The sequence below is a fragment of the Agrobacterium sp. K11 genome (assembly GCF_059429395.1).
In genome coordinates this window covers 129759-144148 of record NZ_JCAHRB010000013.1, presented here as the reverse complement: position 1 = coordinate 144148, position 14390 = coordinate 129759, and the positions used below count along the sequence as shown (strand labels likewise).

Genomic DNA, 14390 nt, shown 5'->3' with positions numbered 1-14390 from the left:
AAAGCATTGAAATACCGGGGGCAACATGGACGACAGCGTTAACATTCCCAAGATCAACCGGCTCGTGTTGCAAAACCTTATAGCTGGCCTCAGCGACGGATTGATCCTGCTCGAAAACGACGGAACGATAGCCTGGGCCAACAAGGCCGCCCTTCAGATGCACCGTATAGAAGCGATGCCTGAGCTTGGGGAGGATGCCGCTGCCTATCGGCGAAATTTCACGCTTCGATACCGCAACAACCACCTGCTCGACGAGGGGCAATATCCGCTTGAACGGCTTCTGGCGGGCGAGACCTTCGAAGATGTGACGGTAGAGATATCGCCAAGCGGCGATGAAGCGGAATGCTGGGTCCACACGGTGCGCGGGCTCGTTCTTGAAGATGCTGGCGCAAAACCGGATATTCTGGTCTTGATCATCAGGGACGAAACGCCGCGTTTTGAGGCGGAGGCGCGCTTCGAGAGCGCCTTCAATGCAAATCCGGCGCCGGGGCTGATATGCCGGCTGGAGGACAAGCGTTTCATCCGCGTCAATCAGGGTTTTCTTGAGATGACCGGGTTCAGCCGTGAAGAGATCATCGGCATAAGTGTCGAGGAACTCGGACTGTTTTCCGCGTGCGATACAGGCGAGGACGCCCTGAAAAAGCTAGAGGATGGCCGGCTCATCCGTCAGCGCGAGGCGCTCATTCCCATCCCCGGCGGCGACAGGCTGGTCATCGTGGCCGGCGAAACGATCGCCGTTGCCGAAGAACCCTGCATGCTGTTCACCTTCGCCGATCTGGACGGCCGCCGCAAAGCCCAGAACGCTCTGCGACAGAGCGAGGAGCGCTTCTTCAAGTCCTTTCGCCTGTCGCCTGTCCCGGCAGCGATTTCGAGGCTGGACGACTTCGTGCTGATGGAAGTCAATGACGCGTTTCTGGTCCTGTGCGGACGCAACGAGGCCGAAGTCGTGGGCAAGACGGCCAGCGAATTGCGGCTCTGGGAGGACGCGGGCGCGCGCCGCGATCTCGAAAAGCGGCTGAAGGACAACATCCCCATCCGCGATGAGAACATGCGCATGAATCTTTCCGGTGGCGGTTTGGCCGAATGCATCGTTTCCGCCGAACGCGCCGAGATCAACGATCAGCTCTGTGTCATCTGGGCGATACAGGACGTGACTGAGCGGCGTAGAACCGAGAACGAACTGATTGAAGCGATCGAAAGCGTCATGACCGATACATCCTGGTTCAGCCGGACGGTTGTCGAGCGGCTGGCGGGGCTGCGACAGAACTCCCGCGGCACAACGTCTTCAGCCTCCCTCAAGGATCTCACCGAGCGCGAGGAGCAAATCCTGTCACTGATCTGCGATGGATGCAGCGACAAGGAAATGAGCGACAGGCTGAACCTGTCCAAGCATACGATCCGCAACCATATCGCCTCACTCTACGGCAAGATCGGCGTCAACCGCCGCACCGCCGCCGTGATCTGGGCACGCGAGCGCGGTTTTACCGGCCATAGGGAAAAATAACCGCAGCCGAACGCGAAAATAGGTCAGTTTGTACCAGTTCAACTAGTAGCTATTGCTCTGCAAACTGTGATTTTCCCGAACTACCTTACCATCATGCCGTTACCAACAGCGGCACCCTCTAACGATGGAAGGAGTTCGTCATGGACAATAACCGTATCGAAGGTATCGCCCGTCAAGCCAAGGGCACAATCAAGGAAGCAGCCGGCAAGATCACTGGCAACGACAAGCTTCAGGCAGAAGGCAAGGCCGAGAAACTGGCTGGCCAGGCGCAGGAGAAGCTCGGACAGGCAAAGGACGCCGTCAACAAAGTTCTCAAGTGAACCATCTATGTTCAAGGCAGGAGGTTTCACGATGATGCTCTCGTGCGATGCAAACCAGGTGTCAAGCTGCGATCCCCAGGAGATCAGCCTGTGCGCCGCGTTGCAAGCCGTGATCGCCTATGCGGACGGGCAGGAAAAAAGCTCGATCTCCGTCACCTCCGTGGAGGGCCGTATCGTGCTCTCCGGAGAGGTGGAAACACTCTCTGCCTTCGAACATGCGGTCATCATCGCAGAATGTTTCGCGTCGCGGCCCATCATCGCCGATCTGGCGATACGGCAGCGGCCTTGCACCTATCTGGAGACGCCGTCCAAGCGCATCCATCTAGCGAATAACAACAGGAGTGAAAAACAATGAAGACATTCGTTCTCGCAACCGCGATTGCAACCCTGGCCCTTGCCCCGATTGCTTCAGCCGAAACGAAGCACAATGCAAAGCGCCCCATGGAAACCGCGCAGAAGGAACGCGTCGGCACCCTGTCGTGCGAAATTGCCGGCGGCATCGGCCTTGTGGTCGGCTCCAGCAAGAGCGTGGCCTGCGAGTTTCGCCAGCGCTCCGGCAAGACCGAGCGTTATACCGGCACGATCGGCAAGCTCGGTCTCGATATCGGCGTAACCGGCAAGACCTATATGAGCTGGATCGTGCTGAACACCGCAGCCAGCCGCGTGGGTGACGGTGCGTTGAGCGGCAACTATGTTGGTGCCTCCGCCGCCGCATCGGTCGGCGTGGGCTTGGGCGCCAATGCACTGATCGGCGGCAATGCCAAGAACTTCGCGCTTCAGCCGCTCAGCGCCGAAGTCGGCACCGGCGTTAACATCGCTGCGGGTGTCTCGCGTCTGCAGTTGAAGCGTGCGGGCTAAACCTTAAAAAAACCGGCGGCGCGGGCTCGGGACGGTTATCGTCTTCGAGCCCGCGCCGTCTGGCGCAGATCAGGCCCCAATATCAGGGTTTGGGGTGAGGCATCATCTCGCCCATCGGGCCGTCGCCTTTTGGCCCGCGCATCATATCCTCTTTAGGACCATGATGCGGCGGACGGCCTGCCGGTCCGAGTGCCTCGATACTGCCATCCTGACGGACGACATAGCTCGCCCGCAGGACACCCCTGTCGAAACGGCCCTGAACGCTGACCGCTTCATCGACAGTCACGACCTTCCCATTGTCGCCCTCGGGGCCGGTATCGATGAGTGCGCGGCCGCTATCATCCTGAACGATGAACTTGTTGCCGAAAATCTCGGCGACCTTGCCCTTCAGGGTCACGAGATTCCCTTCCTTGACGGTGGAAATGGCAACGGGTGTCATCGGCGCCATCTCAGGTGTCGGGCGTGTCAGCTTCACCGCACCGGCTCCGGCAGCTGCCCCAACGGCCAGCATGGCAACGGCCGCAAAGGCGAAAGCTGCGGTTTTACGGCGATGTTTCCGGTGCGGCGGCACGGGAGTGTCAGAAGTGGCCTTCGGTGCTGCGATTTCGTTATTCTCTTCAGAGTGGGACATGGTGGTCTCCTGTTTGATTGACAGGGCCTTTTTACCTGCCTGGCACCACCAGCAGCCTGAACCTTGTGGTTCAGGTTGAGTTAAGCCTTCCGGGCCTAGTTAAAACACCGCCCACGAAACCGAAACGGCAGGACCATGCGCATACTTCTCGTTGAAGACGATACCGATCTTTCCCGGCGCATCGCAACCAGCCTGCGGGCGGAAAATTTTGTCGTCGACATCGCGCAGAATGGCGAGGATGCGGAACATGCCGGACTTACCGAACTTTACGACGTGGCCGTTCTCGATCTGGGATTACCGAAAATCGATGGCGTATCGGTTCTGAAATCATGGCGGGCGGCGCAGCGGAACCTTCCCGTGCTCGTTTTGACCGCGCGTGACGGATGGCCGGACAAGGTGGCAAGTTTCAAGGCGGGAGCAGACGATTTTCTCACCAAGCCGTTCAAGGTAGAAGAACTGGTGCTGCGGCTGCGTGCACTCGTTCGCCGCGCCACCGGCCACGCCGCCTCCGCCATCACCTGCGGTTCGCTCATCTTCGATGCGCAGCTCGGAACCTTCGAACAGGACGGCTTGCCGTTGAAGCTGACCGCGCTGGAGTGGCGGGTCCTCTCCTGCCTCATCCTGCGCAAGGAAGTGGTGGTCGACCGCCGCGAACTCATCGAACGGGTCTATGAGGGCGATGCGGAAGTGGATTCCAATTCCATCGAAGTGATCATTGCCCGCCTGCGGCGCAAGATCGGTGCCGGGCATATAGAGACCGTTCGCGGGCGCGGTTACATGCTGAAGGCAGAGCCATGAGGGAGTTTTCGGCCATTCCGGGTTCGTCGATCTCGCGCCGACTCACGGTTTTTTCCGTGGTTTTCGTCACCGCGACCGTGATCGTCGCCTCGATCATACTCTATCTCATCGTTGCCGGCGTGGTGCGTGAACAGATCGACCAACGGCTCGACACGCAGATAGAGGGATTGCGGAGCGCACTCTCCGGCAGCGCAAGCGGCGGCGTGACACTCAACGCCGCGCTGGACGGCCCGCCATTCGACAGGCGCGGCTCCGGCTGGTACTGGCAGATCACCGGCGAGGGTGTAGCTATCGTCTCTCGGTCGCTCGCGGGGCAAACCATAACCAACCCGCCCTCCCCGTTCGAATGGCGCAAAATGATGGGCCACGGCCCTCGTCCCGGCGCGAATGCCGATTTTCACGGCGAGGAGCTCTATCTCAGATCCATTCAAACAATGGTCGGACAGCGCCTCGTCGAAATCACTGCCACGGCGCCGCAATTCGCGCTCGTTGCACCCGCCCGCAGCGCGCTTCTGTGGTTGATACCTGCCATGACCCTCTTGGGCGCGAGCCTCGTCGGCGGTATTTTCCTGCAGGTCAGATATGGTCTGCGACCACTGCGGCAACTCACCGCCGATATTTCCTCGATTTCGGCAGGCACACTCGACAGGTTGCCGGAGGCGGATGTCGAGGAACTGCGTCCCGCCTCGAGCGAAATCAACCGCCTCGTGGAGCAGAATAGCGAGAGGCTTGCGGAAACACGTCTGCACTTTGCAAATCTCGCCCATGGTCTGAAAACCCCCGTGACAAGCCTCTACCTTGCGCTCAACGAAACCAACGACCCGGATCGTGAAATGCGTGCGCTGGTGGACAGGATCGACCAGCGCATCCGCCACCATCTGGCAAGAGCCCGCAAGACCGCAGCAGGCGGCACGGCCACGGTGACCGCGCTCAAACCGAGGATCAACGATATCGTTGATATCATGTCGCGTATTCATGCCGACCGGGGGATTGTCGCTACAGTCGATGTGGACCCCGAGTTGCTATTGCAGGTCACCCCTGAGGATCTGGACGAGATCGTTGGCAATATCATCGACAACGCATTCAAATGGGCAAAAAGCGCGGTTCGTATTTCCGCGAAAAAGACCGGACGCGACGTCTGGATCGTGATCTCGGACAATGGACCTGGCATCGAGGACAACCGTATTTCGGAGGCTTTCCAGCCGGGTAGACGCATGGACGAGGCCGTTCCGGGTGACGGCTTCGGTCTTACCATCGTCAAGGAACTTGTGGAGCTTCATGGCGGCAGCATCAGGCTGGAGCGCGGCGAAAATGGCGGGCTTACCTGTTCGCTGACCCTGCCGGCAGGATCTTGAGGAAAGCCCGCCTTTCCCTTTGTTGACGCTGTTGCGCGGCAGCGGTAAATACAGGTTTCGAAGCAGGGAGATTTATGCGCAGAGGTTGAAAATCTGACCGCCCATCGCGGTTTCAGCCGGCTCTGAAAACGGAGCTGACCCTTTGGCATGTCTAATTCTGCGGAATTTCCATGAATATCAAATCTATCGACATCCGGCCGTTTGACACGGCAGCGGATACGCAAATCCTGTCACGCATCTGGCTCGATGCCTCGCTGCTGGCACATCCCTTTATCGGCACGCAGCGTTTGCGCGAGCAGCAAAGACTGATCGAAGATACCTATCTGCCGCTATCGGAGACTTTCGTCGCGGCGCAGGCCGGCGACCCTGTCGGCTTCATCAGCCTGCTCGACAGTTTCATCGGAGGCCTGTTCGTCGCACCGGCACAACAGGGCAAGGGTATCGGGCGCAGGCTCATCGCCCACGCGCTTGATCTCAAGGGTGAATTGTCGCTTGAGGTCTATACCGCCAATGAGCAGGCGATGCGGTTTTACCGTTCGCTCGGCTTCCTTGAAGTCTCGCGCAGGTCGACTGACGATGACGGCCTGCCCTTCGAGAATGCCCGCCTGTCACTCAAGGCCTGAAAACAAATCCGGGCAGCCACAGGGCTGCCCGGACGATCTAATGCTTGTCGCAATCAGCCAAACAGCACAAGGCTGCTTTTGACCGTGACCCACACGCCCCAGAGAAGTGGTATGCCGACGGCTGCCCAGGCGAGTGCGGCCTTGGCGTCCAAGCCACCCCTGCCGATACCGAAGGAACCGGTGGGCCCTGCATTGGCGGCTGCAGTCTTGGCCTGAAGTGTCGCAACCTCCGCATCCGACATGAACCATTTCTCCGGCAACGGCCGGACAAACGCGTTGGCGATGAGGCCGATCGCGAGCATCCCCGCCAGGATGTACATGGTGCTGGTATAGAGTGCGGGACCCGGCGCGACACCGGCCGCGATCTGTGCTTCGCGGATGTAGTTGACGACAACAGGCCCGGCGATACCGGCCGTTGCCCATGCCGTCAGCAGACGGCCATGGATAGCGCCGACGAACTGCGTGCCGAAGATGTCGGCAAGATAGGCGGGAATGGTTGCAAAGCCGCCGCCATACATCGACAGGATGATGCCGAGGGCAAGAACGAAGAACGCCTTGGAACCCATCGTTGCCAGCGTCGGGGCCAGCGCATAAAGAATGATGCCAAGCACGAAGAAGCAGAAGTAAGTGTTCTTGCGGCCGATTTTGTCGGACATGGAAGCCCAGAAGAAGCGGCCGCCGATGTTAAACAGCGACAGCAGGCCGGTGAACCCGGCCGCGATGGCGGCGATCGATGCTTTCTGCTCGATATTGAGGTCAGCAAAGCCAACGCCGGGCAGACCGATCAACGACCCCGCGAAAATCTCCTGCAACATTGGCGATGCCATGCCGATCACGCCGATACCCGCCGACACGTTGAGGCACAGAACCGCCCAGATGAGCCAGAACTGCTTCGTCTTGTGCGCATCACGCAGATGAACGTGACGATTGGTGATCATGGCACTTTTGGCCGCCGGGGCCGTCCAGCCTTCCGGACGCCAGCCCGCCGGTGGAATGCGGTAACCGAAGGCACCCGCCATCATGAAGACGAAATAGATCAATGCCATGACGACGAACGTTTGCCAGACACCGACTGAAGTATCCGTCTTGAAGGTATTCATGAGCAGATTGGCAAGCGGTGCGCCGATCATAGCACCGCCGCCGAAGCCCATGATGGCCATGCCGGTTGCCATGCCGCGCCGGTCCGGAAACCATTTGATCAATGTCGAGACCGGCGAGATGTAACCGAGACCAAGACCAACGCCGCCGATGACACCTGCCCCGACCCACATCAGCCAGAGCTGGTGCGTCATCACGCCAAGCGCTGCAACCAGAATGCCGCCGCACCAGCAGCAGGCGGAAACGAAGCCGGCCTTGCGCGGCCCGACCCTTTCCAACCAACCGCCCCAGATCGCCGCCGAGCATCCGAGCAAGACGAAGAAGAGCGTATAGATCCAGCCAAGATCGGCCACACGCCAGTTGCACTCCGTGGTGAACAGTGCCCCGACAAGGGTAAGGCTGGAGCAACTGGGGTCCGTTGCCGGCAATGCCTTCGACAGCGGCAGCCAGAAGACGCTGAAGCCGTAGGCCATGCCGATACACAAGTGAATGGCCAAAGCCGCCGGCGGTACCAGCCAGCGGTTGAAGCCGGGTTTTGCTATGATCCGTTCGCGGTCTAGAACCCCGGCTTGCGCCGGCCCTCCCGCAGATACGCCTGCTACTGCCATCGACACTACCTCCCTCGTGAATGTCTGGACAACCATGATACGCCCGCATTGGCCGCATCGACCGGGCGTTACCGAGATCGCCGGATGTCCCCCATCCGGCAACACCTGTTTGCGGCGTGTTACCGCCTGGCTTTACGTGGTTTCGGGAATGCTCGGTTCGGACAAGGACTCGCCCGCAGCAACGCCCTTGCCCTCCGGCGTTCCCGTGGCATCCTTGCCAAGCCCGACCGTATCGGCGGCGGGCACCCCGGGCCTCTTGATCTTGAGCGCTGCTGCGAGCACCAGCGGCAAAAACTCCCCGGCACCGGCATCAACCATCTCGAAAAACCGTTTGCGCATACGGGGTTCCCAGAATTTGTTAATGTGGGTGGCGACACCCTCAACGCGGATATCCTCCGGCTGGGAAAGGAAAAAAGTCGCGATCTGGTTCGCCATTCTCACCAGTTTTTCGTCGGTGTGATTAAGCAACATGGCTGTTTTCCCCGCGCCGCCTGACGGACGACGTTCACGTTTTCGAAAGGCCGGGATTGCCCCGGCCCCGATTATTCGGCCGCCTCGAGCTTGCCAGCGATCCGCCGCGAACGGCGGCTGAGCGCGTCATATCCTTCCTGCCATTCGGTCGGCCCGTTCGAGGGCGAGACCTGAACCGCGGTGACCTTGTATTCCGGACAGTTCGTCGCCCAGTCCGAGTAGTCGGTGGTAATGACGTTTGCCTGCGTGCCCGGATGGTGGAAGGTGGTATAGACCACCCCCGGCGCGACACGATCGGTGATCAGCGCCCGTAGCGTCGTATCGCCCGAACGGCTGGCGAGCTTGATCCAGTCACCATCCTTGACGCCACGCTGTTCGGCATCATGCGGATGGATTTCGAGACGATCCTCCTCATGCCAGACGACGTTTTCGGTGCGCCGTGTCTGCGCGCCGACATTGTACTGCGACAGAATGCGGCCGGTGGTGAGCAGCAGCGGAAAGCGCGGGCCGGTACGCTCGTCCGTCGCCACATATTCGGTGCGGATGAACTTGCCCTTGCCGCGCACGAACCCGTCCACATGCATGATCGGCGAGCCTTCCGGGAATTTTTCGTTACACGGCCACTGCACCGAGCCTCTGCTCTCCAGATAGTCATAGGAAACGCCGGCAAAGCTCGGCGTTGTCGCCGCGATTTCATCCATGATCTGCGACGGGTGCGTATAGTTCCAGTTCAGCCCCATGGCCTGAGCCAGCTTCTGGGTGACCTCCCAATCCGAATAGCCGTTTTTCGGCGACATGACCTTGCGCACACGATTGATGCGGCGTTCGGCATTGGTGAACGTGCCATCCTTTTCGAGGAAGGTGGAACCCGGCAGGAAGACATGCGCGTAGTTCGCCGTCTCGTTCAGGAACAGGTCGTGCACGACAACACATTCCATCGCGGCAAGACCGGCTGAAACATGCTTGGTGTCCGGGTCCGACTGGAGGATGTCTTCGCCCTGAATGTAGATGCCCTTGAAACTGCCATCAACGGCTGCATCCAGCATGTTGGGGATGCGCAGCCCCGGCTCGTTGTTGAGGGTAACACCCCAGAGCTTTTCGAATATTTCGCGGGTGGCATCGTCGGATATATGACGATAACCGGGAAGCTCATGCGGGAAGGAACCCATGTCGCAGGAACCCTGCACATTGTTCTGGCCGCGCAACGGATTGACGCCGACACCGGGGCGACCAATGTTGCCGGTCGCCATGGCAAGATTGGCAATCGCCATGACGGTCGTGGAACCCTGGCTGTGTTCGGTAACGCCAAGCCCGTAATAGATTGCGCCATTGCCGCCCTTGGCAAACAGCCTGGCGGCACCGCGCAGCTCCTCGGCGGGAACGCCGGTAAAGCTTTCGGTTTCCTCCGGGCCATGCTGCGGTTCGGCCACGAAGGCGGCCCAGTCCTCAAATTCCGACCAGTCGCAACGCTCGCGGATGAAGGCCTCGTCGAACAAACCTTCGGTAACGATGACGTGGGCAAGGGCTGTCAGCACCGCAACATTCGTTCCGGGCTTCAGCGGCAAATGGAACGACGCCTCCACATGCGGCGTGCGAACGAGATCGATGCGGCGCGGATCGATGACGATCAGCTTTGCGCCTTGGCGCAGGCGCTTCTTCAGGCGTGAGCCGAACACCGGGTGCCCGTCCGTCGGGTTGGCGCCGATGACGAGGACAACATCCGAATGTTCGACGGAATCGAAATTCTGCGTTCCGGCAGAGGTGCCGAACGCCTGCCCCAACCCGTACCCCGTCGGCGAATGACAGACGCGGGCGCAGGTATCGACATTGTTGTTGCCGAAACCGGCACGGATGAGCTTCTGGACCAGAAAGGTCTCTTCATTGGTGCAACGAGACGAGGTGATGCCGCCGATGGATTCGCGGCCATAGGTTCCCTGAATGCGCTGGAATTCGGAGGCGACATGGGCAAATGCCTCGTCCCACGTCACTTCGCGCCACGGGTCGCTGATCTTTTCGCGGACCATCGGGTTGAGAATACGGTCGCGGTGGCTGGCATAACCATAAGCAAAGCGACCCTTGACGCAGGAATGGCCACGGTTTGCCTGACCGTCCTTCCACGGCACCATGCGAACCAGCTCTTCGCCACGCATCTCCGCCTTGAACGAGCAGCCGACACCGCAATAAGCGCAGGTGGTGACCAGCGAATGTTCCGGCTGGCCAATGGCGATCACCGATTTTTCAGTCAGCGTCGCCGTCGGACAGGCCTGCACGCAGGCGCCGCAGGAAACGCATTCGGAATCAAGAAATGCCTCGTGCGCGCCGGGCGAAACACGGCTTTCAAAGCCGCGCCCTTCGATCGTCAATGCGAACGTTCCCTGCACTTCCTCACAGGCGCGCACGCAGCGGGAACATACGATGCACTTCGACGGATCGTAGGTGAAATACGGGTTGCTCTCGTCCTTGGGCATCCAGTTGGCGTTGAGGTCGCCATCGCCGGCACGGGCCTTCACATGGTTGTCACCATCATAGCCGTAACGCACGTCACGCAGGCCGACGGCGCCAGCCATATCCTGCAATTCACAGTCGCCATTTGCGGTGCAGGTGAGACAGTCGAGCGGGTGGTCGGAGATATAAAGCTCCATCACACCCTTGCGGATCTGCTTCAGGCGTTCCGTCTGGGTGTGGACGACAAGACCGGCCGCCACTGGCGTGGTGCAGGAGGCGGGGGTGCCATTGCGGCCCTCCACCTCGATGAGACAGAGGCGACAGGAACCGAAGGCATCGACCATATCGGTGGCGCAGAGTTTGGGAACATCGATGCCCGCTTCTCTCGAAGCACGCATGATGGACGTTCCCGCCGGCACGGTGATCTCGCGGCCGTCTATCGTTAGCGTGACCATCTCTGTCGAGGTGGATTTTGGTGTTCCGTAGTCGATTTCAGATATAAGGGCCATGGTCTTACTCCGCCGCTTCGACACGTGGGATGGGTGCAAAATCCTGCGGGAAGTGCCTGAGCGCGCTCATCACGGGATAAGGCGTGAAACCGCCTAGCGCGCAGAGCGAACCGAACTTCATGGTTTCGCAGAGATCCTCAAGCAGCGCCGTATTTCGCTCTGCTTCTATTCCAAGGGAAATCTTGTCCACCGTCTCGACACCGCGTGTCGAACCGATCCGGCATGGCGTACACTTTCCGCAACTTTCGACGGCACAGAATTCCAGGGCAAAACGCGCCTGGCGCAGCATATCGGCGGTGTCGTCAAAGACGACGATGCCGGCGTGACCGATCAGGCCGCCTGCAGTGGTAAATGCCTCGTAGTCGAACAGCGTATCAAACAGCGACACTGGGAAATAAGCGCCCAATGGGCCGCCGACCTGAACCGCCTTGACCGGCCGGCCAGTAATGGTGCCGCCACCGATCTCGTTGACCAATTGCCCGAGCGGCAGACCGAAAGCGGTCTCGTAAAGCCCGCCATGTCTGATGTTTCCGGCAAGCTGGATCGGGATCGTGCCGTGCGAACGACCAATGCCGAAATCCCGGTAGAACGCCGCGCCGCGATCCATGATCACAGGGATCGAAGAAAGAGAAATGACATTGTTGACTACCGTCGGTTTGCCGAACAGCCCCTGCAGGGCGGGAAGTGGCGGCTTGGCGCGCACCGTGCCGCGCTTGCCTTCGAGACTGTTGAGCAGCGAGGTTTCCTCACCGCATACATAGGCTCCGGCGCCCATGCGCACCTCGAGATCGAACGCGCGACCCGAACCCAGCACAGACGCGCCGATCACCCCTTCTCGCAGGGCAATGTCGATGGCTTTTTCCATCGTCCTAACGGCATGGGGATATTCGGAGCGGGTGTAGATGTAGCCCTTCGTTGCACCAACCGCGAGGCCGGCAATGGCCATGCCCTCAATAAGGACAAAGGGATCGCCTTCCATGATCATGCGGTCGGCAAAGGTGCCGCTGTCGCCCTCATCCGCATTGCAGACAATGTATTTCTGATCGGCGGTGGCATCCGCCACGGTTTTCCACTTGATACCGGTCGGAAAACCGGCGCCACCCCGTCCGCGAAGGCCGCTATCGGTGACCTGTTTGACGATCTCCGCGGGGGTGAGTGCAACGGCTCTCTCCAGCCCCTTCATGCCCTTGTTGGCACGGTAGTCTTCCAGCGAAAGCGGATCGGTCACGCCGCAGCGCGCAAACGTCAGGCGCGTCTGATTCTTCAGGAAAGGGATTTCTTCGGTCAGCCCAAGACAGAGCGCATGATCGCCGCCATCAAGAAAATCCGCATCGAACAGCCCGGAAACATCAGAAGCTTTGACCGGACCATAAGCAACGCGGCCATGATGGGTGTCGACCTCCACCAGCACTTCAAGCCAGAGCAGGCCGCGCGAACCGTTGCGGACAAGGCGAATATCAAGATTGCGGGCCGCGGCCTCACTCTGGATTGCATCGGCAACGCGGTCGGCACCAACGGCGAGTGCTGCGGAATCGCAAGGCACGAAAACGGTCACGCTCATCGACGCACCTCCGCCAGAATGTCGCCAAGACAGTGCTCATCCACTCTGGCATGAACCTCGCCATCCAGCATCAGCGCGGGTGCCTGGGCGCAGAGCCCGAGACAGAAGACCGGCTCGAGTGTGACCGAGCCATCCTTTGCCGTCTGGTGCCAGTCGAGACCAAGTTTCCCCTTGATGGTGTCGGCAAGAGACTCGCAGCCCATCGACTGGCAAGCCTCGGCCCGACAGAGCTTCAGCACGTGGCGCCCGCCGGGATGGTCGCGAAAATCGGGATAGAAGCTCACAACACCATGCACTTCGGCACGCGATACGTTGAGGGCCAGGGCGATCACCTGTTTGACGCTATCAGGCACATAGCCGAATTCTTCCTGCACCCTGTGCAGGATGGGCAGCATTGGCCCTTCCATATGCAGACAGTCGTCAATGATAGCCTGCACACGCGTCGCCTCATCTGCGGCGACAGCACGAATATTCATGAGCCAGTCCTCCCAAACTGACAGGTGGCGGGCGTTTGAACCGGAGGACCTCCACATCCTTGTCCGGCGCGCCGCGCTGTCTGATGGCGAAAGAATGGCGAGCGGAGCAAGATCAGGTCAATATCGTCTTTCCGTCAGTCGATAGGAAATTTCTATCAAAAGCGGAGGCCGCGACGCGCAATCGCGCCTCATGCAGCAGTGCGGAAACAAGTGGCGTATGGGGTTCACGATAGGTGGCGATGAGGCCGACAAGATGCTCGGCATCGGGCTCGACAATCGGGATCATTCGAATTTGTTTTGGAAAACCAAACGATTCCGCGATGTTACGCGGCATAATTGAAGCCCATTGTCCGGTTCGGATATGGGAAAACAGTACAATCATCGAATTGGATTCGAGCGTGGGTTTTGCTTCAACACCCGCTTCGGCCATGTGCTTGTTGATAATGCGGCGGTTTTGCATGTCGGAAGTCAATAGGCAAAGCCGAAGACCCGAAACCTGCTTCCAGGTCACGCTCTCTTGATCGGCAAGGGGCGTGCCTGCAGCCGCAATCAGGTGATATCGCTCCGAGTAAAGCGGAACCGTCGTTACCCGGCCCAGAGGTTCGTTGTCGAGATAGGTGATTCCCGCGTCGATTTCGAGATTTTCGATCTGGCTGAGAACCTGCAACGACGTGCGGGAGGTGACGGAAAACGTGACTGCCGGGTGACGCGCCTGAAAGGGTTCGGTGAGCCTGGGCACCATGGCGAGAGCGGTGGGGATGACGGCCAGCCGGATATGGCCGGCGAGACCTTTACGCGCAGCGCGCATTTCCTCCCGCATGGTACGTGTATCGGCAACGATGCGCTTTGCCCATTCGAGAACCCGCTGCCCCTCCGGCGTCAGGCCCTGATATCGCGCCGCACGTACGACGAGCACGACACCGAGCTGATCTTCCAGTTGCCGGATGGCCGCAGACAGCGTCGGCTGCGAGATGCCGCACTCCTCTGCGGCCCGCCCGAAATGCTCCGCGCGCGCAAGTGCAATGAAAAACTCCAGCTTGTCGATCATCCTGCCTCCCATCCCGCGCGGCCATTCTGCGGACCGGCGCGAAAGCAGACACTAGAGCGAGGCGGGCTTTGTCGCAAACGCCGTG

General features: G+C 59.9%; 14 protein-coding genes. 7 read left to right on the top strand and 7 right to left on the bottom strand.

The window, feature by feature from the left end; all coding sequences use genetic code 11:
- The first annotated feature begins 25 nt into the window (after positions 1–25).
- The 4 genes from AC5SEO_RS23265 (at position 26) to AC5SEO_RS23250 (ending at position 2682) form a co-directional block, all read left to right on the top strand.
- Entirely contained in the window at positions 26–1504 is a 1479-nt protein-coding gene (locus tag AC5SEO_RS23265; RefSeq protein ID WP_495364070.1) for a PAS domain S-box protein, read from the top strand.
- Positions 1505–1644: 140 nt separating this feature from the next.
- Positions 1645–1824 (top strand): CsbD family protein, encoded by a 180-nt coding sequence (locus tag AC5SEO_RS23260; protein ID WP_004431371.1) that lies wholly within the window; start codon positions 1645–1647, stop codon positions 1822–1824.
- Between the two features lie 31 nt (positions 1825–1855).
- Positions 1856–2179, top strand: coding sequence for a BON domain-containing protein (locus tag AC5SEO_RS23255; RefSeq protein WP_309510079.1), 324 nt, complete (start codon positions 1856–1858; stop codon positions 2177–2179).
- The gene (locus tag AC5SEO_RS23250; RefSeq protein WP_013761056.1) at positions 2176–2682 is read left to right on the top strand and encodes a DUF992 domain-containing protein; all 507 of its coding nucleotides are present in this window, start codon (positions 2176–2178) and stop codon (positions 2680–2682) included. The genes AC5SEO_RS23255 and AC5SEO_RS23250 overlap by 4 nt, the downstream gene beginning before the upstream one ends.
- An 82-nt stretch (positions 2683–2764) precedes the next feature.
- Here the strand turns inward: AC5SEO_RS23250 and AC5SEO_RS23245 are convergent, their stop codons facing one another.
- Positions 2765–3313, bottom strand: a complete 549-nt coding sequence (locus tag AC5SEO_RS23245) for a hypothetical protein (protein WP_035200427.1) — start codon at positions 3311–3313, stop codon at positions 2765–2767.
- Between the two features lie 135 nt (positions 3314–3448).
- On the opposite strand from AC5SEO_RS23245, the gene AC5SEO_RS23240 reads away from it, so the two are divergent.
- From AC5SEO_RS23240 to AC5SEO_RS23230, 3 genes are all read left to right on the top strand, one after another.
- A complete protein-coding gene (locus AC5SEO_RS23240; protein WP_013761058.1) occupies positions 3449–4111 on the top strand; it encodes a response regulator transcription factor in 663 nt (220 codons plus the stop codon).
- Positions 4108–5466, top strand: coding sequence for a sensor histidine kinase (locus AC5SEO_RS23235; protein WP_013761059.1), 1359 nt, complete (start codon positions 4108–4110; stop codon positions 5464–5466). Before AC5SEO_RS23240 ends, AC5SEO_RS23235 begins: the two co-directional genes overlap by 4 nt.
- Before the next feature lie 170 nt (positions 5467–5636).
- Complete coding sequence (locus tag AC5SEO_RS23230) at positions 5637–6089, top strand: GNAT family N-acetyltransferase (protein ID WP_013761060.1); 453 nt, start codon at positions 5637–5639, stop codon at positions 6087–6089.
- 53 nt (positions 6090–6142) lie between these two features.
- Here AC5SEO_RS23230 and AC5SEO_RS23225 read toward each other — a convergent pair whose 3' ends face one another.
- The 6 genes from AC5SEO_RS23225 to AC5SEO_RS23200 form a co-directional block, all read right to left on the bottom strand.
- Entirely contained in the window at positions 6143–7795 is a 1653-nt protein-coding gene (locus tag AC5SEO_RS23225) for an OFA family MFS transporter (protein ID WP_013761061.1), read from the bottom strand.
- Between the two features lie 132 nt (positions 7796–7927).
- Positions 7928–8266: a formate dehydrogenase subunit delta gene (locus AC5SEO_RS23220; RefSeq protein WP_013761062.1), complete on the bottom strand. Its 339-nt coding sequence runs from the start codon at positions 8264–8266 to the stop codon at positions 7928–7930.
- Positions 8267–8337: 71 nt separating this feature from the next.
- A complete protein-coding gene (fdhF, locus tag AC5SEO_RS23215; protein WP_495364068.1) occupies positions 8338–11220 on the bottom strand; it encodes a formate dehydrogenase subunit alpha in 2883 nt (960 codons plus the stop codon).
- Positions 11221–11224: 4 nt separating this feature from the next.
- Positions 11225–12781 (bottom strand): formate dehydrogenase beta subunit, encoded by a 1557-nt coding sequence (locus AC5SEO_RS23210; protein WP_013761064.1) that lies wholly within the window; start codon positions 12779–12781, stop codon positions 11225–11227.
- Positions 12778–13257, bottom strand: a complete 480-nt coding sequence (locus AC5SEO_RS23205; RefSeq protein ID WP_004431359.1) for a formate dehydrogenase subunit gamma — start codon at positions 13255–13257, stop codon at positions 12778–12780. The genes AC5SEO_RS23210 and AC5SEO_RS23205 overlap by 4 nt, the downstream gene beginning before the upstream one ends.
- Positions 13258–13369: 112 nt before the next feature.
- On the bottom strand, positions 13370–14305 hold the full coding sequence (locus AC5SEO_RS23200; protein WP_495364067.1) for a LysR family transcriptional regulator: 936 nt from the start codon (positions 14303–14305) through the stop codon (positions 13370–13372).
- Positions 14306–14390: the final 85 nt, after the last annotated feature.